The 21206-nt window shown below is 62.5% G+C and carries 19 protein-coding genes; 2 read left to right on the forward strand and 17 right to left on the reverse strand.

Annotated elements, in window-relative coordinates:
* Nucleotides 1-14 precede the first annotated feature (14 nt).
* The 15 genes from VF436_RS03735 to cutA form a co-directional block, all read right to left on the reverse strand.
* Nucleotides 15-1079, reverse strand: coding sequence for an alpha/beta hydrolase family protein (locus VF436_RS03735; RefSeq protein WP_330902639.1), 1065 nt, complete (start codon nucleotides 1077-1079; stop codon nucleotides 15-17).
* Entirely contained in the window at nucleotides 1076-2269 is a 1194-nt protein-coding gene (locus VF436_RS03740) for a DUF459 domain-containing protein (protein ID WP_330902640.1), read from the reverse strand. Before VF436_RS03740 ends, VF436_RS03735 begins: the two co-directional genes overlap by 4 nt.
* 3 nt (nucleotides 2270-2272) lie before the next feature.
* Complete coding sequence (locus tag VF436_RS03745; RefSeq protein ID WP_330902641.1) at nucleotides 2273-3688, reverse strand: MBOAT family protein; 1416 nt, start codon at nucleotides 3686-3688, stop codon at nucleotides 2273-2275.
* Nucleotides 3689-4149: 461 nt separating this feature from the next.
* On the reverse strand, nucleotides 4150-5760 hold the full coding sequence (gene purH / locus VF436_RS03750; RefSeq protein ID WP_330902642.1) for a bifunctional phosphoribosylaminoimidazolecarboxamide formyltransferase/IMP cyclohydrolase: 1611 nt from the start codon (nucleotides 5758-5760) through the stop codon (nucleotides 4150-4152).
* Between the two features lie 78 nt (nucleotides 5761-5838).
* Nucleotides 5839-6120 (reverse strand): helix-turn-helix domain-containing protein, encoded by a 282-nt coding sequence (locus tag VF436_RS03755; RefSeq protein WP_330902643.1) that lies wholly within the window; start codon nucleotides 6118-6120, stop codon nucleotides 5839-5841.
* Between the two features lie 250 nt (nucleotides 6121-6370).
* Entirely contained in the window at nucleotides 6371-7180 is an 810-nt protein-coding gene (locus VF436_RS03760) for a zinc-ribbon and DUF3426 domain-containing protein (RefSeq protein WP_330902644.1), read from the reverse strand.
* A 132-nt stretch (nucleotides 7181-7312) separates the two neighbouring features.
* On the reverse strand, nucleotides 7313-8212 hold the full coding sequence (gene prmA / locus VF436_RS03765; RefSeq protein ID WP_330902645.1) for a 50S ribosomal protein L11 methyltransferase: 900 nt from the start codon (nucleotides 8210-8212) through the stop codon (nucleotides 7313-7315).
* An 81-nt stretch (nucleotides 8213-8293) separates the two neighbouring features.
* The gene (locus VF436_RS03770; RefSeq protein WP_330902646.1) at nucleotides 8294-8938 is read right to left on the reverse strand and encodes a DUF7716 domain-containing protein; all 645 of its coding nucleotides are present in this window, start codon (nucleotides 8936-8938) and stop codon (nucleotides 8294-8296) included.
* A 152-nt stretch (nucleotides 8939-9090) separates the two neighbouring features.
* Nucleotides 9091-10464 (reverse strand): acetyl-CoA carboxylase biotin carboxylase subunit, encoded by a 1374-nt coding sequence (accC, locus tag VF436_RS03775; protein ID WP_330902647.1) that lies wholly within the window; start codon nucleotides 10462-10464, stop codon nucleotides 9091-9093.
* Between the two features lie 10 nt (nucleotides 10465-10474).
* The gene (accB, locus tag VF436_RS03780) at nucleotides 10475-10933 is read right to left on the reverse strand and encodes an acetyl-CoA carboxylase biotin carboxyl carrier protein (protein WP_330902648.1); all 459 of its coding nucleotides are present in this window, start codon (nucleotides 10931-10933) and stop codon (nucleotides 10475-10477) included.
* A gap of 58 nt (nucleotides 10934-10991) precedes the next feature.
* The gene (aroQ, locus tag VF436_RS03785; protein WP_330902649.1) at nucleotides 10992-11438 is read right to left on the reverse strand and encodes a type II 3-dehydroquinate dehydratase; all 447 of its coding nucleotides are present in this window, start codon (nucleotides 11436-11438) and stop codon (nucleotides 10992-10994) included.
* 193 nt (nucleotides 11439-11631) lie between these two features.
* Nucleotides 11632-12171 (reverse strand): TlpA disulfide reductase family protein, encoded by a 540-nt coding sequence (locus VF436_RS03790; RefSeq protein ID WP_330902650.1) that lies wholly within the window; start codon nucleotides 12169-12171, stop codon nucleotides 11632-11634.
* Nucleotides 12172-12372: 201 nt separating this feature from the next.
* Entirely contained in the window at nucleotides 12373-14562 is a 2190-nt protein-coding gene (locus VF436_RS03795; RefSeq protein WP_330902651.1) for a protein-disulfide reductase DsbD, read from the reverse strand.
* Nucleotides 14563-14899: 337 nt separating this feature from the next.
* Nucleotides 14900-15577 carry a glutathione S-transferase N-terminal domain-containing protein gene (locus VF436_RS03800; RefSeq protein WP_330902652.1) on the reverse strand — a complete coding sequence of 226 codons (678 nt, stop codon included), beginning with the start codon at nucleotides 15575-15577 and terminating at the stop codon, nucleotides 14900-14902.
* Between the two features lie 153 nt (nucleotides 15578-15730).
* Nucleotides 15731-16045 carry a divalent-cation tolerance protein CutA gene (cutA, locus tag VF436_RS03805; RefSeq protein WP_330902653.1) on the reverse strand — a complete coding sequence of 105 codons (315 nt, stop codon included), beginning with the start codon at nucleotides 16043-16045 and terminating at the stop codon, nucleotides 15731-15733.
* Nucleotides 16046-16352: 307 nt separating this feature from the next.
* On the opposite strand from cutA, the gene groES reads away from it, so the two are divergent.
* Together groES and groL are read left to right on the forward strand one after the other, a co-directional pair.
* A complete protein-coding gene (gene groES / locus VF436_RS03810) occupies nucleotides 16353-16646 on the forward strand; it encodes a co-chaperone GroES (protein ID WP_049623107.1) in 294 nt (97 codons plus the stop codon).
* A 127-nt stretch (nucleotides 16647-16773) separates the two neighbouring features.
* Nucleotides 16774-18417 carry a chaperonin GroEL gene (gene groL / locus VF436_RS03815; RefSeq protein ID WP_330902654.1) on the forward strand — a complete coding sequence of 548 codons (1644 nt, stop codon included), beginning with the start codon at nucleotides 16774-16776 and terminating at the stop codon, nucleotides 18415-18417.
* Between the two features lie 255 nt (nucleotides 18418-18672).
* Here the strand turns inward: groL and VF436_RS03820 are convergent, their stop codons facing one another.
* The gene (locus VF436_RS03820; protein ID WP_330902655.1) at nucleotides 18673-18969 is read right to left on the reverse strand and encodes a hypothetical protein; all 297 of its coding nucleotides are present in this window, start codon (nucleotides 18967-18969) and stop codon (nucleotides 18673-18675) included.
* A 228-nt stretch (nucleotides 18970-19197) separates the two neighbouring features.
* On the reverse strand, nucleotides 19198-21117 hold the full coding sequence (locus VF436_RS03825; protein WP_330902656.1) for an LTA synthase family protein: 1920 nt from the start codon (nucleotides 21115-21117) through the stop codon (nucleotides 19198-19200).
* Nucleotides 21118-21206 lie beyond the last annotated feature (89 nt).

Below are 21206 nucleotides of genomic sequence, written 5' to 3' on the forward strand. Positions count from 1 at the left end.
CGCCCATCAACACCTCATCGGCAAGCCTGCTCCACGCGAGCCGGTGCATACGGTGTGCCGTCTGGCCAGGTGCCCAGGTATAGCTGTGCGGGTGTGCCGTTGCCAAAGACCGCGTCAGATAGCTTGCCGGTAGCCAGGGTATCGGTCATGGCGTCGATGACCTTCCAGTAGCCATAGATATCCAACTGGTTGAACGAGGGCGATGCTTCGAAACCGGCTCGGCCGGGAATCTGCGTGGGAATGTCCTGCCGCTTGAGCGCGAAGTCGTAGCGTTGATCCGGGGCGCCCGGCGAGCCGTGCGCGGCATGTACTTTCTTGCCGCCGTGTTCATCGCTGGGCAGCACCATCAGCACGCGGCGGTCGGCGCGGATCTGGCACAGCCGTGCAGCCAGCTTGCGCGCGGTCGGCAGGCCGATGGAGGTATCGGATGAGCCGGTGAGAATGGCTACCGGCAGGTCGGCGGGAAGCTTCTCGACATCGCCGATGATGCTGCGCGCATCGGCGCCATGGGCGACGTGATAGGCATCGCCGGGCGCTTCGAGCACCAGGGCGCGCGGTGCCGGCAGCTGGTAGCGTGCATGATCCAGGGCGAGATTGAGCGAGATCGCCGCGCCCATGGAATAACCGACATAGAGCACTCGCTGTGGATCGGGTCGCAGGCCGCGTCGGGTCTTCAGCGCGTTCAGTGCACGCTGATCGGCCAGTGCGGCGTTGCGCGTGACCACTTGCGGCGACGTATCGGCATCGAGCTGGTAAACCGGATAGACCACCACGTTGCCGCTGCGCACCAGATGATCGATCAGCGCGCCGAAGTTGAGCGTGTTCATGCCCTGCCAGCCGTGATGCAGCAGTACCAATGGCACCTTGTCGTGCAAGACCGGCTGCGCGGGCGTGAATACATAGACACGCTCGGATCCGTTGCCCAGCGTCATGACATCGACCGCGGCGTGGCGCTGGCGCATCTGCAAGGCAGCCGGACCTAGCCGTTGTTCAAGCTTGTCGTCGGCCAGGGCCAGCGAAGGCAGGAGAACAAGCGCCGCCGACATGGCGACACGGCGTAAGAACGGGGCAATCATCATGGCGAGGCGGTCATGGTCACGGGCGTGGCCGAGGCGACCACGGAGGTGGTCGGTGGCGTGGCGGCGGGCGCAGGCGAGTCAAGCCAGGCAAGCAGGGGTGGTGCGAGCAGGCTCGCGCCGTCGTCGGACAGGTGGATGCCGTCACCGGCACGCAGGCGAATGCTGGCACCCTTGGCGTTCTGTGCATATTCGCGGTATTGGCCCTGAGGGTCGGCGATCAGCGTGGCCGAGTTCCACCACGTGATGTTCTTGCGATGGCCAACCGTGTCGTAGGCAATGCGGTTGATCAGTGCCATGCGGGCATCGTACTTGGCAAGCCGCATGGGCGGCAGCCCGATCCAGATGATGGGAGTGCCGTTCTGGCTGAGCATGTCGACGAACTGTTCCAAGCGCTGGCGATAAGCGGCGATCCAGGCGTCGCTGCCGAAATCGAGCACCTTGCCGTCCTGCACGAAGCCTTGGCCATCGTTGGCGCCGATGGCCACGATGATCGCATCGGGCCGGGCGCCAGCAAGCATCTGCGGATACTGCTGCATCCAGTCGAACACTTCCGGACGACTCAGGCCCGTGCCGGAGCGAAAGGCGCGCACCGCTTGCAGTTCCTTGTGGCGAGCGATGCCGCGCAGCAGGTTCTCGCTCAGGCCCACAGCCATCATCGAGTCGCCGACCAGGGCGACCGTGCGAGTCTGGCCCGAGGGAATGGGCGGCAAGGCTTCCAGGGTTGCCGCCGAGGGCAGGTTGGTCGGCAGGATCACCTTGGCAACCGGTGTCGATGTGGCAGGCGTGGCCTGTGGCCGAGTCGGGGAAGGCGGATTGGCCGTGATGGCCAGGGCCTGGCCTGTTCGTGACATGCCGATCGTCTGCCAGACGGTAGCCGAATCCGCCAGGACTGGCGCCTGGGTCGTGCTCGGCAGGCTGGCTGCCGGAGCAGGCGCCGTGCCGGTATGCTGCCAGCGCTCCAGGCCCGCCAGCAGGCGCGTTCGCCACTGGCCGATACCGAGCGGATGCAACGTGTCGTCGAGTCGAGTCATGGCTGGCTGTGCGACCTGGCGTAGCGGCCCGATCTCCAGGCGATTGGCCCAGGTCGCCAGGCCGCCCGATTCGAGCAGCACGCCGACGACCACGCAGCTAGCCAGCAGCCATCCCAGGTTGCGGATCGAATCGGTCGAGGAGGGATGCATGGTGGACATGGATCAGAATTGGAAATAGATGAAGGGAGCGACGCCACTGGGACCGAGCAGCTCGATCACGAACAATGAGGCGGCCAGGGCAGCCCCGCGCACGGGCGCGGCCCAGCGTGCCAGTTCACGATCCAGGGCTTCGTGCCAGCGCGGTGGTGCGTACTGCCCGGCGATGCCGAGCACGATCAACACCACGCTGCCGGCGCTGGCCAGGGTGACTGGGCCGGCGACGGCAAAGCGGGCAAAGACGTCGCCCACCAGGTCCAGCGACGGTGCACGGAAAAAGATCCAGGCCGCACAGACGGCGTGAAACAGCAGCACGCGTGCGACCCAGCGCCAAGCCGTCGTGTCGCGCAGGCGCTCGATCGCCGGGATGGCTGCCCACAGGCGATGGGCAATCAGGTAGCTGCCGTGCAAGGCGCCCCAGATCACGAATGTCCACGAAGCACCGTGCCAGAGGCCGCCCAGCAGCATGGTGATCATCAGGTTGCGCGCGGTGAACCAGCTACCGCCACGCGAACCGCCCAGGGGGATGTACAGGTAATCGCGCAGCCAGCTCGACAGTGAGATGTGCCAGCGACGCCAGAAGTCCTGGGGGTCGGTGGCAATGTATGGGCGGTCGAAATTGGCCGGAAAGCGATAACCGAACAGCAGCGCCACGCCGATGGCGATGTCCGTATAGCCAGAAAAATCGCAGTAGATCTGCACGGCATAGCCGTACACCGCCAGCAGCATGTCTGGGCCGGACAACGACTGCGGTGCGGCAAACGCCGGGTCGACCAGGTTCACCGCCAACTGGTTGGAGATGATCACCTTCTTGAACAAACCGGTGATAATCAGTAGCAGGCCGCGGTTGACGTGCACGGCTTGCGGATCGCGTGGCACCGCCAACTGCGGCATGAAGTCGGAGGCTCGCAAGATCGGGCCGGCGATCAGTTGTGGGAAGAACGCCACATAGAGCAAAGCGTCAGGCAGTGTCACCGCCTGCTTGAGCTTGCCGCGATACACATCTCCCAATAGCGAGATGGCGTGGAAGACGAAGAACGAAATGCCCAACGGCAGCAGCGGGCCTTCGAACGCCAGTTGCGGCGGGCGGCCGAACCATGCCCAGGCATCGAGCATGTTCTGGAGAAGGAATCCGGTGTACTTGTAGTAGACCAGGGCGGACAGGCATATCACTACGCCGCCGATCAGCCAGCGCTTGCGCACGCGTGGGTCTTGGCTGCGCTGGATGCGCTGGGCGACTAAACCTGCAAACAGCGAGATGCCAAACAACAGCGGGACGTAGGTCCAGTTCCAGCAGCCGTAGAACACATAACTGGCCAACAGCAGGAAATGCTTGTGCCAGGACAAACGGCTGGCCAGCACCCAGGCGCCAGCCAAGGTGACCAGGAAGAAAATGGCGAATTCCACCGTGGGGAACAACATCGCTCAACTCCCCGCCCTGACGGGGTTGGCGACACACGGATGGGCATACATCCAGTCGAGCAAGGCAGGGAAAATCCGTTCCATGCGAGGCTTCCGGCCTGAAGAAAACGTGAATTACTTGTCGAGGCGCAGTCTACCGGGCTGCTGGCGAAAGATCAGCAGTTGGATGACAAAAAAGTGCCGTTCCCAGCGATTGACAGATTTTTGCCCGATTTGAGCCCGGATGAGGGCCGGTTTGACGTTGGGCTTGGCGGGCAGTCGTAGGTGGGCGGGGCGCGTGGCGCTCGGGGGAAAGGGGCGAGGGCGCAAGTGCGCGCGAAAGCGCCGGGCCGACAGGTTGCGAAGGCGCTTTGGCTGCGTGAGGGTTGGGGAAGGCATGGAACGGTGCGCCCTCGTTACTCACCCCTCGTCTTGAGGGCGCGCGCTCGAACCTGCTGACCCTTCACTCCCAACCCCTCACCTCAATGCCTGAAATGCCGCATCCCGGTAAAGACCATCGCGATGTCGTGTTCGTCGGCGGCGGCGATGACTTCGCCGTCGCGCATGGAGCCGCCTGGCTGGATCACCGCGCGGATGCCGGCGGCGGCGGCGGCGTCGATGCCGTCGCGGAAGGGGAAGAAGGCGTCGGAAGCCATCACGGAACCGGCCACTTCCAGCTTTTCGTCGGCGGCCTTGATGCCCGCGATGCGCGCGCTGTAGACCCGGCTCATCTGACCTGCGCCGATGCCGATGGTCTGACGATCACGGGCATAGACGATCGCGTTGCTCTTGACGTACTTGGCAACTTTCCAGGCGAAGATCAGGTCATGGACTTCCGCTTCCGTGGGGGCGCGGCGAGTCACCACCTTGAGCTCGTCCGGTCCGACCATGCCCCGGTCGGCGGACTGGATCAGCAAGCCAGAGCCGACACGGCGCGAATCGTTGCCTGGATGCGCGTCGTACAGGTTGCCATCGGTCGGCAGCGGAATTTCCAGTACGCGTACGTTGGCTTTCTTGGCAAAAGCCTTGAGGGCGTCGTCGTCATAGCCGGGAGCCAGCACCACTTCGATGAACTGTCGCTCGACCATCGTGCGAGCCGTTGCGCCGTCGACCACGCGGTTGAAGGCGATGATGCCGCCGAAGGCGGAGGTCGGATCAGTTTGGTAGGCGCGTTCGTAGGCCTGACCGATCCCTTCGAGATTCACGGCCACGCCGCAAGGGTTGGCGTGCTTGACGATCACGCATGCCGGCTTCTTGAAGCTGCGTACGCATTCCCACGCGGCATCGGAGTCGGCGATGTTGTTGAACGACAATTCCTTGCCTTGCAACTGGCGGAACGTGGCCAGCGTACCCGGTGCCGGATAGCGATCGCGATAGAACGCGGCCTGCTGGTGCGGATTTTCACCGTAGCGCAGATCCATCACCTTGGTGAAGCGCGAATTGATCTGCGCGGGGAAGGCCGCGTGCCCGGCGATGGCGCCATGTGCTTCGTCGAGCGTGATGCCGGAGAGGAAGTCGCTGATTGCGCCATCGTAGTCGGACACGCGATTGAACGCCGCGACCGACAGCTTGAAGCGCGTGGCACGGCTCAGGCCGCCGTGTGCCTCGATTTCGGCGAGCGCTTCGTCATACTGGTCCGGCGAGGTAAGCACGCCAACGTCGTGCCAGTTCTTCGCGGCAGAGCGCAACATGGCCGGGCCGCCGATGTCGATGTTTTCGATGGCCTGTTCGAGCGTGCAGTCGGCCCGCGCGACGGTCTGCTCGAACGGATACAGGTTGAGCACCAACAGGTCGATGGGAGCAATGTCCAGGTCGGTCATCACTTGGTCATCGGTGCCGCGACGGCCGAGCAGGCCGCCGTGCACCTTGGGATGCAGCGTCTTGACGCGGCCGTCCATGATCTCTGGAAAACCAGTGACGTCGCTGACGTCCTTTACGGCGATGCCTGCGTCGCGCAATGCCTTGGCACTGCCTCCCGTGGAGAGCAATTCGATGCCGGCAGCGGCCAGGCGCTGGCCCAGTGCGATCAGACCGGTCTTGTCCGAAACGCTCAGCAGCGCGCGGCGGATAGGTGTGATGGCGGGCTGTGACATGGCGGCTTCCTGGAGAGGCGAAAGCCGCTGATTATAGCGGGCGCGAGCTTCAGGGGCCGCCCTGGATGCGATGTGGCCTTACAGCAGGCCGTGCTGGGCCAGTTTCTTGCGCAGGGTGGCGCGATTGATGCCAAGCGCGGTGGCGGCGCGGCTCTGGTTGCCTTCGTGGAAGGCCAGGACTTCGCGCAACAGCGGACCTTCCACTTCACGGATGACCATGGCATGCAGACCTTCGCTGCATTCGGTGTCGCCGATGTCGGCGAGATAGCGGCGAACGGTACGACTGACGCACTCGCTCAGCGCGCTCTGCGACGAAGACTCCCTCACGGCCTCGCTAGCAGGCAGCCTGACCACGTTCAATGGCAATCCCTCTTGACTTCTCTCACGCGGCGGCTGCTTGGGCCGCTGCAATGGTTATGGCGGATACCGCGGGCGGCGGCTCGCATGGAACGCCGGTTGCAGCATGGGACAAGGGGAGCGAGTGTACCTGTGATGGCAAAGAATTTTAAGAGCCCTGGGCCACGTTCCGCGAACCGCGCGCTCTCGCCATCGGCTTATGGACAAGCGCCCTGCGGTGCGCTAGCCACACTTGAAACACAATGAAGTACGATCATTCGAAACCCAGTTCGAAGGCCACCGCCTTGCTGCCAGGGTCTTCCACTTCCAGCACGATGGCCGTGTTGGCACCCGGCGGCAGGCCGTGCTGCAACGCATAGCTGTCGGCGACATATTCGGCGGGTCGCAACCGGCGCAGTGCGATGCGTTTGCCATCGACATCGGACAGGGTAATCGACACGACCGGATACGGCTGTGCGAAGTGTGCCTCGTTGCGTACGGTGGCACTGATCAGCAACGCACCGGGCACCGAAGGATGCGCCTGCACATCCCGCGCCAGCAGTCGAAGTTGTTTGACGTCCTGCACCAGCGGCAGCTGACAGCCAAGTGAGAGGCAGGCCTGTTGCAGCACAGGGCCTACGGTTGCGTCCGCTACGAGTTGGTCGCGCAATGCCCAACCCAGTTGCGCGGCCAGCAACAGAAGCAACAACAAGGTGCTCACCACCCACGGCCAGCGCCGCGTGCGCGATGCGTGTTCACGCACGAACCGTGGCGCGAAATCGCTGGGCAGCAGATCGTCGAAGGCGGTGACAGGACCATGGGCCGATTCGGATGGCGAGGCCGGCGTTTCCACCACGACCACTGGCTTGGGTCGATAGACCGCCAGTTCCAGATGTGGCGGCTCGATACCTGGCTCGTTGATCGGTAATTCGGTGAACGGCTCCGGCGGCAGCACATCGGCCAGGGTGGCGATGCTGTCAAAGCCTTCCCCGCAATGCCCGCACATGACAAACCCGTGCGCCTGCGCGACGGTGCGCGCATCGAGCGAGAACACGGACATGCATTGGGGGCACTGGGTGTACATGGAATATTGGTTGTTGTGCAACCAGTCAATGGTGAACAGTAAACAGTAAACAGGAAAAGCTGAGCGGATGCCATGCGGTATCGCGCGCTTTTCCTGTTCACCATGGACTCGTCACAGGCCGCATGGCCGGCTTCACTGCCGACGTATGCCGCTCACCCTCACCCAATCCTCGCGCACATCCACGCGTAAATCCTCGAACCATTCAGCGTAGCGTGCAAGCAGTTCATCCTGTTGACCTTGCAGGATGCCGGAAATCGCGAAGGGTGCGCCGGGTCTGGCGGCCGCGGCGAATTGCGGAGCCAACTCGCCGAGTGGGCCGGCGAGGATATTGGCGACGAAGACGTCGGCGGGCTCGGCGATGAAATCGTCAGGCAGAAACAGGGCAAGCCGATCGGCCACTTCGTTGCGTTCGGCATTGTCGGCCGATGCGATCAATGCCTGCGGATCGTTGTCCACGCCGATGGCTTGGGCCGCGCCAAGCTTGAGCGCGGCGATCGCCAGGATGCCCGAGCCGCAACCGAAATCGGTGACGGTCTTGCCGGCCAGGGATTGCCCATCCAGCCATTCCAGGCACAACGCAGTGGTCGGATGCGTGCCGCTACCGAAGGCCAGGCCCGGATCGAGACGCACCACGACGATGTCTTCGTCTTTCGGCGGCTCGATGTTCCACGGATAGATCCAAAGGCGGCGGCCAAACGGCATTGGCTTGAATTGGTCCATCCAGGCGCGTTCCCAGTCTTCGTCGGCCACGTCGCGAAACGCCAGTTGCTCAGGCTCGATCCATGGCAGCAGATCGCCCAGTGCCTCGATAAGGCCACGCCGATCGGTATGGTTATCGAACAACGCATTCAGCGTGATGGTGGGCCATAGCGGCAACTCGCCGACGCCGGGCTCGAAAATGGCCTGCTCGTCGGGCGTTTCCGCATCGGCATCCTGCAAGGTGATCGATAACGCGCCCAGATCGTCGAGCGCTTCTTCCACGCGCGGCTGCTGCTCGGCGCGGACGGTGAGATGGAGTTCGAGCCAGGGCATGCCAGTCAGGGAGTAAAGAGAGAAGGGTAAAGAGTAAGAGCAAAGAGGCGTTGCATGCACCCGGCAGATCGTGGTGGTGGGTCAGGCCCAGGGTAGGGCGCGGTATTCGGTTTTTTGCAACGGTAGACCCATCGCGGCAAAACGGCGCTCGATTTTTTCGCAGTCGCGCAGATTGACTCGGCGACCCAGGCTCAAAGGCAACTGCCGGCATAATGACAGGGCGTCGGCGATGGACAAGCCAAACAGGTCGACGGCGGTGCGTGCCGCCTCGCCGACCTTGGCGGGCGGACAAGCCGTGAGCACAAGATCGTATTCGGTGAACATGCCGGTTGAGATACCCGCGCGCAGTGCGTTGTCGACATCGATCTCGGAGGCTTCGCCCAGATCGAGGAACGCATCGCGGTGCACGTAGAAGTCGAGTGCGACCGCGTAGTCGTCCAGCGAGGACATCGGCCGCTGGCGCTTCTGCACGATCAGCACATCGGCAAACGTTGCCGCTTCCAGATAATGGGTAAGTGCATGTTCGGCGGCGAACGGCGGCAGGCCTTCGCCATCCTCGTCTACCAGCAGGTCTTCTTCTTCGTCGCCGGATGACAGGTAGAAGCGTGACGACAAGGCGCCGTCACCGTCGGCGTAGACCCAGGCATAGCGATCCCACACGTCGCCGTCGTCGCCGCAGGCAACGATCGCTTCGATGGTCTGGCGCAGGGATAGAAGTTCTGGCATCGGGTACGTCACGTGCGTTGCATCATGCAAGATAGGAGCGACTTCAGCCGCGAAGCCATCTGCGATTCAGTCGCAGATTGAGGGTTTTAACACCTCCAAGCCGCGACCATGTCGCAGCTTGCATCGCCACTGAAGTCGCTCCTGCCGTTCTTTTAGCCGCCGGTGGCTGCTTTTTCCTTCTGCTCGGCCATGCGCTTTTCCAGGTAATGGATGTTCTGGCCGCCATGCTGGAAGCCGACATCGGCCATGATGCGCTGTTGCAACGGGATGTTGCACTTGACGCCCTCGATCACCGTCTCGGCCAGGGCCAGGCGCATGCGTGCGATGGCGGTCGCGCGATCGGGACCGTGCACGATGAGCTTGCCGATCATCGAATCGTAGTTTGGCGGAATGCGATAGCCGTCATACAGATGCGTATCCACGCGGACACCGGGGCCACCCGGCGCCTCGAAACGCTTGACCTCGCCGGGACTGGGCATGAAGTTGTCCGGGTCCTCGGCGTTGATGCGGCACTCGATGGCGTGGCCGTTGATCCTGATGTCTTCCTGACGGATCGATAGTTTTTCGCCCGCGGCGATCAGCAATTGCTCGCGTACCAGATCGATGCCGGTAATCAGTTCGGTCACCGGATGTTCCACCTGGATACGCGTATTCATTTCGATGAAGTAGAAGCGGCCGTCCTCGAACAGGAACTCGAAGGTGCCAGCGCCGCGATAGCCGATACGCAGGCACGCTTCCACGCAGACCTGGCCGATTTGCGCACGCAGCTCTGGTGTGATGCCAGGCGCGGGGGCTTCCTCGACCACCTTCTGGTGACGGCGCTGCATCGAGCAGTCGCGCTCGCCCAGGTGGATGGCATGACCCTGACCATCGGCCAATACCTGGATCTCCACATGGCGCGGGTTTTCCAGGAATTTCTCCATGTACACCTGGTCGTTGCCGAAAGCCGCCTTGGCTTCCTGCTTGGTCATGGTAACCGCGTTGCCCAGGTGTGCCTCGGTGCGCACCACACGCATGCCACGGCCGCCACCGCCACCGGCCGCCTTGATGATGACCGGATAACCGATCTCGCGCGCGATGCGCATGTTTTCGTCGACGTCATCGCCCAAGGGGCCGCCGGAACCGGGGACGCATGGCACGCCGGCAGACTTCATGGCGCGGATCGCCTCGACCTTGTCGCCCATCAGGCGAATCACTTCGGCGGTCGGCCCGATGAAGATGAAGCCGGACTTCTCCACCTGCTCGGCGAAGTCGGCGCGCTCGGACAGAAAACCGTAGCCTGGGTGGATGGCCTGGGCGTCGGTGATCTCGGCTGCCGCGATGATGCGCGGGATGTTGAGATAGCTTTCGGCCGATGGTGCCGGGCCGATGCAAATGGCCTCGTCGGCCAGGCCCACATGCTTGAGATTGCGGTCGGCGGTGGAGTGCACGGCGACGGTCTTTATACCCAGGCTGTGGCATGCGCGCAGTACGCGCAGCGCGATTTCGCCTCGATTGGCGATCAGTACTTTTTCAAGCTTCTGCATGGCGCGACGCTCAGGCGATCACGAACATCGGTTGGTCGAATTCCACCGGCTGTCCGTTCTCGATCAGGATGGCCTGCACCGTGCCGCCGACGTCGGCCTCGATCTGGTTGAACATCTTCATGGCCTCGATGATGCCCAGCGTCTCGCCGGCCTTGACCTGCTGTCCGACCTTCACGAAAGCGGCGGCGCCCGGGCTGGCCGAGGCGTAGAACGTACCGACCATCGGAGCCTTGACCACATGGCCGTCCGGCATGGTCGGAGCGGCAGGAGTGGCGGCCACCGGGGCTACTGCCGTGACGGCAGGTGCGGCCACGGCGGGCGCGGCGACAGCCATGGGGGCGGCCATGGTCACGCTTCCCTTGGGCACGCGGGACAGGCGAACGACTTCCTCGCCCTCCTTGATTTCCAGCTCGGCGAGGTTGGATTCCTCAAGCAGGTCGATCAGCTTTTTGATCTTGCGCAAGTCCATGGGTCAAAACCTTTTTCGTTGCTGCCGCGCCGAGGCGGCCGGAAGGGATATAGAGGTGTCAGGCCACGCGGCCTAGCCGCGCGATGGCCGCATCCAGCGCCAATCGATAACTGTCCGGGCCGAAGCCGCAGACCTGGCCGATTGCGATGTCGGCCAGATACGAATGCCGACGGAAGGGCTCACGCGCATGCACGTTAGACAGGTGCAGCTCGATGAACGGAATCGCCACGCCAAGCAGTGCATCGCGCAGGGCGATGCTGGTATGGGTGAATGCGCCGGGATTGATAAGGATCAGCCCCACGCTCTCGTCGCGGGCCTGGTGTACGCGATCGATCAGGGCATGTTCGGCGTTGGACTGGAAACAGGTCAGTGCATGGCCGGCGACATGAGCCTGATGAGCGAGGGCGGCATCGATATCGGCCAGGGTCTGGTGGCCGTAGATCTCCGGCTCGCGCGTGCCCAGCAGATTCAGATTGGGCCCGTGCAGGACCAGTATCTTCGCCACGCCTGTTTCCCTGAAACGCACCGGCCGGGTGCGGACGGGGCGGAGTGTGCGCGCACTCGGCGATCTTGTCCAGTTCGGCGCAGATCGGCGATGTTTGGTGCAGAAGTGTGAAGAAGGCCGTGCGGCTGCGTATGTATTGATCAGAGGCCGTGCCGCTGGGTGAGGCTGAAACTACAGTCTTTGCCTAAAATGCCTAGGGCATTTGCCTCATCCAATCGTCGAGCTTGCCAGGAGGCAACGGGCCGCGCCAGGTTGCCAATACGCGGCCATCGGCGTCCAAAAGCACGCTAAAGGGCAGAACCTGGCCATCGTCGCCCAGGAGCAGCGAGGTGCTGGGGTTGTCCAGTTGCCCCAGCAGCACTGGGTAGTTGACCGGGTGAGCAGCCAGAAAATTACCTACGCGACCGGGATCGTCCATGGCGATCCCAACGACGATCAACTCCTTTTCGCCGAACTTGGCTTGCGCTTGAGCCAACTCGGGCATTTCTTTCAAGCAGGGACCGCACCAGGTGGCCCAGGCATTGAGCAACACCCGACGCGCGCGGAACGAGGACAACGTGTGCCGCTGACCACGGATATCGGGTAGGGAAAGATCCGGTCGCACCTGTCCCGGCTCGGCCAGCGTGGCACCTCCCGGTGCGCGTGCCTCTTGGTTTGCATGCTGTAACCAGCCACCGGCGACGGCGGCCAGCACGGCCATGGCGAGAATGAAAGTGTTGCTGCGCGAGATCATGCGTAAGCGATAAGTGAGCGAGCCAGGGAGGATCCCGAGAGCCGCCATCGGGCGACCCACGCCCTGGCCCTCCGCCAGCACGGGCGGCAAGTCTAGCCCAGACCCCGGCCCCGCTGCGCTTGCCAGTCTCTTGCTACGGCGCTACTCCGCTTTTCTCACACCTTTCCGCTGACCACTCCACTCCTTGAGTTCTTGAGCAGTTCACTCCTGAGCCAGGGCGCGCTCTACCAGCGATGCGGTAAGCACCGTGGGCAGTTTGCGGCCGGGGCCGTCGCCCTTGGGGAAGTACACGTAAAGCGGCACGCCAGGGGTGTGATATTGCTGGAGGAAGGCGGTGATGGCGGGATCTTCATTGGTCCAGTCGCCTTTCATGTACACGGCGCCAGCCTGCTTGAGCTGCGCGCGGAAAGCATCGGTATCCAGCACGGCGTGCTCGTTGGCTTTGCAAGTAATGCACCAGTCGGCGGTCATGTCGACGAATACCGGCGTGCCCGCCTTGCGCAGTTCTTCCAGCTTGGCGGGTGTGAAGGCCACGATGCCATCAGCGGTGGCGCCCGAATTCCGCCCGGCGGCGGGCAGGCGATGCATGACGTAGACCGGGGCGATCGCCAGCACCAGCGGCAGCAGCACGCATATCCGGCTGAGCGGGCCGCGCATGCGGCTGCGCTCGAACCACCATAGCGTCATCGATAACATCACTGCGGCCACCAGCAACAGGCCCACCGCATCGGCGCCGCGCTGGTTGGCCAAGACCCAGGCCAGCCACGCGGCAGCCAGGTACATGGGAAAGGCCAGCACCTGCTTGAGCGTCTCCATCCAGGCACCTGGCCGGGGCAACAGGCGCCCCAGCGCCGGGATGTAGCCGATGGCCAGGAATGGCAGCGACAGGCCCAGTCCCAGCATCACGAATACCAGTAGCGCGTTGACCGTGGGCGCGGCAAACGCATAGGCCAGCGCGGTACCCATGAATGGTGCTGTACAGGGGCTGGCGACCACGACAGCCAGCACGCCCGTAAAGAAGTCGCCGATCGGGCCAGAGCGGTTGGCCAGCGAACTGCCGGTATTGCCCAGCGAAGCGCCGAACTGCACTACGCCGGACATCGACAGCGCCACGGCGAGCATCACCAACGCCAGCATGGCCACCACGACGGGGTTCTGCATCTGAGAACCCCAGGCCTGTTTGAGCGAGATGATCACCAGCCCCAGCGCGATGAAGCTGAGCATGACGCCCGCGCTGTACATCAGGGCATGACCACGCCGCCGCGCCGGGCTCTCGCCACCCTCGATCAGGCCAATGGCCTTGATCGATAGCACGGGCAGCACACAAGGCATCAGGTTAAGAACCAGGCCGCCACCCAGGGCCAGCAGCAGGGCCGACCACAGGCTGACGTCGAGGGGGGCGCTCGATGCGGGGCGTGCTTGCGGCGCCGGACCGTCGGTGGTTGTGCCGGTAGCGACGCCTCCGCCCAGGTCCACCGAGACCGCCTGGGTCATGAGCGGATAGCACAGGCCGCCATCCTGGCAGCCCTGGAAGCTGGCTTCGATCTCCAGTTGCTTGTGGCCATCAAGATTGCCTTGGACCTTGACGGGCAGTTCCAACTGACCGAAGTACACGGTGGTCTGGCCGTAATGCGGATCATCTTTGTCCGTACCGGCCGGCCATTGAGGTTCCAGTGTCACGCCATCAAGGCCCTTGGCGTGCAGCACTGTCTGGTCGCGATACAGGTAGTAACCCTTGGGCATGGTCCAGCGCAGTAGCAGATCGCTGGGCGTGCGTGCCAATGCCTCGAAGTGAAAGGCCTGTTCGGCTGGCAGTGGCGCGGCATCCATGCCCGGTGCGGCCGGTTCGGTCGGGGTCGGCTTGCTGCCGAACTGGCTTAACGCACTGCCCAGGGTCCGGGCCGGTGCACCAGGTGCCGGGGCGGCGACTTGGGGCACGTCAGCCGGCAGCGGCAGGTCGAGCTTTTCCGTGTGAGGCGGATAGCAGATCTTCGGTTCCACCTCGTGGCAGCCCTGGTACTGCACGCTTAGCGCCAGTCGCGTGGTGCCAGGGGCTGCGGTATACGGGATGCTGGCATCCACGCCGTGGTGATAGGTCTCCACATCGCCGAGATACTCGTCGTGATGCTTCTCGCCATCGGGCAGGCTGGCCTCGCCCAGCGTGATGCCGTCGCCGCCCTTGAACTTCATGCGGCCGCGATAGAGGTAGTAATCCTGTGCGATGGTCCAATGCAGCTTGAGTACACCGGGCGTGCTGGTATCGGTACTTAGCTTATAGGCCTCGGTCACCGGCAGCAGGTTGTCGCCATCGTCCTGGGCCACGGCCGATGCGCTGGCAAACAGCAGCATCATGGGCAGAAGGACGCGCAAAGCCAGGGAAATCGAACGCATTGCAACTCCAACCAATCAAGCGGCGCGCGGGCAGCGCGCAGAAAAACATTATGGCTTGGACAACAGGCCAGCGTCAGGGTTTATACCGCCCCGCCACGGGCTGGTTTCATGACATTCGTTTGCGTAGTGCTGAAGGAAACGCGCCGGTGCCAGGGTGTTCAGCCGTTGGTGGGTATCGCCGGATTGGCGGTGGGGGATGGGAGACAGGCAGTGGGGCGCTGAGTCGAAGATTGAGAGATCCCGGCGGGTCGCTAAAGCGCTCTCGCGGCCTGGCGTTTTGCGTTGAGCCTACGGACTTGCGCATCCGCCACCCAGCTCCAATCTCGAACGCGTCCCCTCACTTGCCAAATAGTACGCGCCGTTCCTCCTCCGACACATGCCTGCGCACGTACGAACTTTCCACGCCTGCATACGTACGCTGCGCGGCTGGGCGTGCGCCGATGGTCTCGAACCAGCGAAGCAGATGCGGGAAGTTGTCCAGTGACTGGCCGTGGCCTTCGTGCGGCACGATCCATGGGTAGATGGCCATATCGGCGATGGAATATTCGCCGGCGATGAACGGACGGTCCGCCAAGCGGCGATCGAGTACGCCGTAAAGGCGTGCGGTTTCGCGGGTATAGCGGTCGATCGCGTAGGGCACAGGTTCTGGCGCGTAGATATTGAAATGCCCGATCTGGCCGGCCATCGGTCCCAGGCCTCCAACCTGCCAGAACAGCCATTGAAGTACCTCGCCGCGCTCACGCGTGCCCTGCGGAAGGAATCGGCCGGATTTTTCAGCCAGGTAAAGCAGGATGGCGCCCGATTCGAACAGGTTGATCGGCGCGCCACCACCCAGCGGAGCATGATCGACGATGGCGGGAATCTTGTTGTTTGGTGAGATGGCCAGGAAGGAGGGCTCGAACTGCTCGCCCTTGCTCAGGCTTACCGGAATCACCCGGCAGGGCAGACCGCTCTCCTCGAAGAACAGCTTGATCTTCAGGCCATTCGGCGTGGCGGCAAAGTACAGGTCGATCATGGTGGGTGCTCCGGAGGGGACCGGCTCACTTTAACAAGCCGGCAAATACGCAAGTGTGCCCAGGAGTCAAGCCACCGGCACCTATGCGATCAGGTCCCGCAACGCGGCGGCTGTCCGACGTCTACAGACTTGCGCCCGATGCCCTCGTGCCGATCAGGTTTCCCGCCGTACCCATTCCAGGTAGGCGTCATGGCCATGTTCAACCGGGACGCCGATCAGCTCCGGTACGTCATAGGGATGCAGCTCGACCAGTCGCTGGCGCAGCGCTTCAAAGCGCGTGTCTGTGGTCTTGATCAGCAGCAGGGCCTCGCTTTGGGTGGTGACCTTACCCTCCCATCGGTAGACCGAGGTCATCTTGGGCAGGAGGTTCACGCAGGCGGCCAGGGACTCCCCGACCAATCGTTCGGCCAGATGCTGGGCCATGTCGGCACTGGGGCAGGTGCAATAACACAGAAGGATTTGGCTCATGACCGTGAGCCTAAGCCCAAGCGATGCGAGGGGCCAGGGGCTGGCTGGGATTTGGCCGTTACCGGGGCACCCCCCGTCCCTTATGTGCTTGCGTGCGATGGCTGGCATTTACTGGCGCCCCTTGAAACCGGGCCCCGGTTCCCCCAACTGCGTTTCCAGGTTGGAAGGACGCGACCTCTTGCGAGGGGCTTCTGCATCGTTAAAATTGGCACTCACTACGGTGGAGTGCTAACAATGCGGGTCTCCCGTGATCGCGGCCTTTACCGAGAAAACCTTTTAACTCAATCCACTAGATGGAGTGCTATCCATGAGCAAACTGCGTCCGCTGCACGATCGCGTCATCGTCAAGCGCCTTGAAGAAGAGCGGGTCTCCGCTGGCGGCATCGTCATTCCTGACAGCGCTACCGAGAAGCCGACTCGCGGCAAGGTCATCGCTGCCGGCACCGGCCGCATCCTGGAAGACGGCAACGTTCGCCCGATGTCGCTGAAGGAAGGCGACGTGGTTCTGTTCGGCAAGTATGCCGGCCAGGAAATCAAGATCGACGGCGAAGAGCTGGTCTTCCTGAAGGAAGACGACATCGTGGCAGTGATCGAAGGCTAACAGCCCGAAGAGAGTGAAGAGGGGTGAGAAGTGAGTTGTGCGCGCCATCGCGAACACTCCTCGAACGCCTCGGTCCGCTCTCTCTCATTCCTTACTCCTATTCACTATTTTCTAAAGGTCTTCAGTTATGGCAGCTAAAGAAGTTCGCTTCGGCGAAGATGTCCGCGCCCGTATGCTCAAGGGTGTCAACACCCTGGCCAACGCGGTAAAGGTCACCCTGGGTCCGAAGGGCCGCAATGTCGTGCTCGAGAAGAGCTTTGGCGCCCCCACCGTCACCAAGGACGGCGTGTCGGTCGCCAAGGAAATCGAACTGGCCGACAAGTACGAGAACATCGGCGCTCAAATCGTCAAGGAAGCCGCTTCCAAGACCTCCGACGTAGCCGGCGACGGCACCACCACGGCCACCGTGCTGGCCCAGGCGTTCATCCAGGAAGGCCTCAAGGCCGTCGCCGCTGGCATGAACCCGATGGATCTCAAGCGCGGAATCGACCAGGCCGTCACCGCGGCCGTGGGTGAGCTGAAGAAGCTCTCCAACCCGACCGCTGACGACAAGGCCATTGCCCAGGTCGGCACGATCTCGGCCAACTCCGACTCGGCGATCGGCGAAATCATCGCCACCGCCATGAAGAAGGTCGGCAAGGAAGGCGTGATCACGGTCGAGGAAGGCTCGGGCCTGGACAACGAACTGGATGTCGTCGAAGGCATGCAGTTCGACCGCGGCTACCTGTCGCCGTACTTCATCAATAACCAGCAGAGCCAGCAGGTCGAGCTGGACGACCCCTTCATCCTTATCCACGACAAGAAGGTGTCGAACGTTCGCGAATTGCTGCCGGTGCTCGAGGCTGTCGCCAAGGCCGGCAAGCCGCTGTTGATCGTTGCCGAGGAAGTCGAGGGCGAAGCCCTGGCCACCCTCGTGGTCAACACGATCCGCGGCATCGTCAAGGTCGCCGCCGTCAAGGCGCCGGGCTTCGGTGACCGCCGCAAGGCCATCCTGGAAGACATCGCTATCCTGACCAATGGCCAGGTGATCTCCGAGGAAGTGGGCCTGCAGCTTGAGAAGGCTACGATCCAGGATCTGGGCCGTGCCAAGCGCGTGGTGATCACCAAGGAAAACACCACCATCATCGACGGCGCTGGCGAAGCCGAGCGCATCCAGTCGCGCATCGGCCAGATCAAGGCGCAGATCGAAGAGACCTCGTCCGATTACGACCGCGAGAAGCTCCAGGAGCGCGTGGCCAAGCTGGCTGGCGGCGTAGCCGTCATTAAGGTCGGTGCCGCGACCGAAGTGGAAATGAAGGAAAAGAAGGCCCGCGTCGAAGACGCCCTGCACGCCACTCGTGCAGCTGTCGAGGAAGGCGTGGTCCCGGGCGGTGGTGTTGCCCTGATCCGTTCGCTCAAGGCCATCGAAGGCATCAAGGGCGGCAATGCCGACCAGGACCTGGGTATCGCCATCACTCGCCGCGCCCTGGAAGCCCCGCTGCGCGCCATCGTGGCCAACGCCGGTGACGAGCCGTCCGTGATCCTCAACAAGGTCAAGGAAGGTAACGGCAACTTCGGTTACAACGCGGCCACCGGTGAATTCGGCGACATGATTGCCTTCGGCATCCTGGATCCGACCAAGGTGACCCGTTCGGCGCTGCAGTTTGCCGCTTCTGTGGCGGGCTCGATCATCACGACCGAAGCGGCCGTGACCGAGGTGCCGAAGAAGGAAGAAGCTCACGCCCACGGCCCGGCCGGTGGCATGGGTGGCATGGGCGGTATGGATTTCTGATCGCTCTTCAGCCACACAAAAAACCCCGCGAAAGCGGGGTTTTTTGTATATGAAGTCGGTGCTTTGCAGCCTGTCAGATCATCGCCTTCGGCATGCTGCGAAGCATCAGGAGGTGGGATCGAGCTCATCAGGCTTTTGCGCCTGACTTCTCACACCTGATTGCTCTAGAAACAAAAATCCCCGGAGGTTTCCCCCCGGGGACGACTGCCGAACGCAAGGCGTTCGAAAGCGCAAGGCATTCGATAGCCCCGATAATCACTCGCCGCTGGTGGCGCCGCCGGTGCTGCTGTCCTTGCTGGCTGCGGCCTTCTTGCTGCTCTTCTTCTTGTGCTTGGCAGTCTTGTGGGCCGCCGGCTTGGTGCTGGTGTCGCTCTTGGTTGTGCTCGCATCGCTGGTCTGCGGCGTCGAGCTCTTCATCGCGTCCTGTTTCATCGCGGTTTGCTGCGTGGCCGCGCCACCCTTTGCGCTGGTGTCGGCTGGCGCGTTCTGCGCGAAGGCAGCGGTGGACAGCACGGAAGCAGCAACGAAAGCGGCGAGGATGGTCTTACGCATGGATGAACCTCCAGATTTGGTGAGACCAAGGACATGTCGTCCCTGGTTGGACATCACGCTAGACGCGGTCAACCTGCTGATTGCTGAATCGAACTGGAGTGTGTTGGCAAGCAGACAGCTCACTGAATCGTGAGCTACGTGAGTTACTAAATTCTCGTTATTGCTGCTTGATTTGTTCGGCACGCAAAGCGCCGTGCGCATGCGCGGGCTTTGCAAGAGGGAGCACGCCTATTGTTTGGCTCCCGTTGCCACGCGTTCAAGCGCATTGGGATCGTGGCTGGCCACGGCATCGTTCGGTAGGCCGCCACCTTTGGGAAGCAGCGGATCGAGCTTGCCTTTCATGCGAAGCAAGGCCACGTTTTTCATGCCCTGGTCGAGGCCATCCTCGCTGGCATCATGCGCGTCACGCGGTGCGTTTGGATCGTGGGTCAACGAGGCCAGTTGTGGCGCAAGCACCTGGGTCAAGGCGAAGTAGGCATCGTCATGGATACCAGCGCGTTCGAGCAACTTCCCGGGCAGCATCCATGAGGCCATGTCTTGGCGTTCGGGCTTTCCCGGATTACGCGGATTGACCAGCAACCAGGTGCCAGCCTGGCTCAGCATGTCCTTGCCATCGACGAATCCAGCCTTGCGATACATGTCTGTGAGGCCAGGTAAATGGTCGCCATAAAACAACAGCAGCGTCGGGCGATCGCGCTTGGCGAGCGTATCGGCCAGGCGACCCAGCTCCTGGTCGGCGTGCCGGATGTGATAGAGGTAATTCTGGGTTTCCGTCCGTGTCTTGCCGTCGATGCCATCGGGCACGGTGATCGTGTCGCGCTCGGCGATGTCAGCCGGGTTTACGTCGTAAGGGCCGTGGGCTTCGATGCTGATGGCAAACAGGAACTGCGGCGGTCCGGAATCTTTCAACTGGTGGATGATTTCGTCGGTCATGGCGCTATCGGCCATGTACTTGCCATCCATCGGGGCATTTTTTGGAAAGGACGATTGCGAAACGAAGCGATCAAAGCCGATCGCCTGAAATGCCGTATTGCGATTCCAGAACGTTGGATCGTTGCCGTGGATGGCCACGGTTTCGTATCCGTGCGAACGCAAGGTGCGCACCATGCTCGGCACCACCTTATTGCTCATTTGCAGATACGGGAATTGCATGCTGTTGAAATACCGCAACGACAGGCCGGTAAGCACTTCGAATTCGGTGCGAATCGTGCCACCGCCGAACGTAGGCACGTGCAACGGTCCGCTGCTACCTTCTGCGGCCAGGCGATGGAGGTTGGGTGTCAGATCGCTGTTTTCATATCCCTTGACGATGGATGGATCGAAAAACGATTCACTCTGGATCACCACGATGTCGGGTTGTTCGCCTTGCGCCGCTCGACTGTCGGGCGCCATGTGTTCACGCAGCTGCTGATTGGTCTGCGCCAGCAACTGCATGGCGGCCTGAGGGTCACCTTTCTTGTGTTGCTGACGCGCCTGATCGAGATGGAACATCACCAGCGAACTGACCAGGCCCGAATGATCGGCGGTACCGGTTGCCGACCATGGCTCCATCCACAGTCGCTTGCCGTTGTACATATGGGCCCAGCCAGGAACGCCAGCCAACAAGGTGCCAAGCACGCCTAGCACCACCACGCTCGCGACCATCCGCCTGCCATAGGTACGCCGATGGAATAAGGCCGGTTCCCATTTCCAGATGCCAATGATCACGGCGATACCCGCAAGCGTGGCCAGGTATGGCCAGGGGCTGGACGGCAGATATCCGCCCAGCAGATGCAGGCCGCCGTTGCGTAACTGACCGACCATGCCGAAATCCTGGGGCATCAGGGGAGCGCTGAGATTGGCAATCTTGAGCCGGTTTACCGCGTACAGTGCCGTTTGCAGCAGGAAAGCCAGTCCAAATGACAGCATGGCCCTGCCAGTGAGCATCAGCAGCAACATCGCCACCAGTAGCCCCGGCAGGGCATTGGCGAACAAATACAGCGGTTGGGCGAATGCCTGTGCTGGCGCCACGCCAACACCACCATCGACCAGGCCGGTCAACAGGATGTAAGCCAAGGCCAGCAGCGCCGGCCAGACGATGTGCCAAGCTAGGCTGTCGCGCCAATCCTGGCGCTTGAGCGGGTTTTTTTTGTTACCAAACAGGGGCATGGCAGGTCCTCTGTCATGACATGGGAACAAAACTGTAATCAGCGGTGCATGAACCAGTCGTATGGGCAGATTTTTGCGGTATTGCGGCG

Source organism: Dyella sp. (assembly GCF_036384435.1).
In the GTDB taxonomy this organism is placed as follows: domain Bacteria; phylum Pseudomonadota; class Gammaproteobacteria; order Xanthomonadales; family Rhodanobacteraceae; genus GSA-30.

What these genes read in the sequence shown, in the direction of transcription:
- VF436_RS03735 (WP_330902639.1), bottom strand. Translation starts at nt 1,079, where the DNA reads ATGATGATTGCCCCGTTCTTACGCCGTGTCGCCATGTCGGCGGCGCTT.
- VF436_RS03740 (WP_330902640.1), bottom strand. Translation starts at nt 2,269, where the DNA reads ATGTCCACCATGCATCCCTCCTCGACCGATTCGATCCGCAACCTGGGA.
- VF436_RS03745 (WP_330902641.1), bottom strand. Translation starts at nt 3,688, where the DNA reads ATGTTGTTCCCCACGGTGGAATTCGCCATTTTCTTCCTGGTCACCTTG.
- purH (WP_330902642.1), bottom strand. Translation starts at nt 5,760, where the DNA reads ATGTCACAGCCCGCCATCACACCTATCCGCCGCGCGCTGCTGAGCGTT.
- VF436_RS03760 (WP_330902644.1), bottom strand. Translation starts at nt 7,180, where the DNA reads ATGTACACCCAGTGCCCCCAATGCATGTCCGTGTTCTCGCTCGATGCG.
- prmA (WP_330902645.1), bottom strand. Translation starts at nt 8,212, where the DNA reads ATGCCCTGGCTCGAACTCCATCTCACCGTCCGCGCCGAGCAGCAGCCG.
- VF436_RS03770 (WP_330902646.1), bottom strand. Translation starts at nt 8,938, where the DNA reads ATGCCAGAACTTCTATCCCTGCGCCAGACCATCGAAGCGATCGTTGCC.
- accC (WP_330902647.1), bottom strand. Translation starts at nt 10,464, where the DNA reads ATGCAGAAGCTTGAAAAAGTACTGATCGCCAATCGAGGCGAAATCGCG.
- accB (WP_330902648.1), bottom strand. Translation starts at nt 10,933, where the DNA reads ATGGACTTGCGCAAGATCAAAAAGCTGATCGACCTGCTTGAGGAATCC.
- VF436_RS03790 (WP_330902650.1), bottom strand. Translation starts at nt 12,171, where the DNA reads ATGATCTCGCGCAGCAACACTTTCATTCTCGCCATGGCCGTGCTGGCC.
- VF436_RS03795 (WP_330902651.1), bottom strand. Translation starts at nt 14,562, where the DNA reads ATGCGTTCGATTTCCCTGGCTTTGCGCGTCCTTCTGCCCATGATGCTG.
- VF436_RS03800 (WP_330902652.1), bottom strand. Translation starts at nt 15,577, where the DNA reads ATGATCGACCTGTACTTTGCCGCCACGCCGAATGGCCTGAAGATCAAG.
- cutA (WP_330902653.1), bottom strand. Translation starts at nt 16,045, where the DNA reads ATGAGCCAAATCCTTCTGTGTTATTGCACCTGCCCCAGTGCCGACATG.
- groES (WP_049623107.1), top strand. Translation starts at nt 16,353, where the DNA reads ATGAGCAAACTGCGTCCGCTGCACGATCGCGTCATCGTCAAGCGCCTT.
- groL (WP_330902654.1), top strand. Translation starts at nt 16,774, where the DNA reads ATGGCAGCTAAAGAAGTTCGCTTCGGCGAAGATGTCCGCGCCCGTATG.
- VF436_RS03820 (WP_330902655.1), bottom strand. Translation starts at nt 18,969, where the DNA reads ATGCGTAAGACCATCCTCGCCGCTTTCGTTGCTGCTTCCGTGCTGTCC.
- VF436_RS03825 (WP_330902656.1), bottom strand. Translation starts at nt 21,117, where the DNA reads ATGCCCCTGTTTGGTAACAAAAAAAACCCGCTCAAGCGCCAGGATTGG.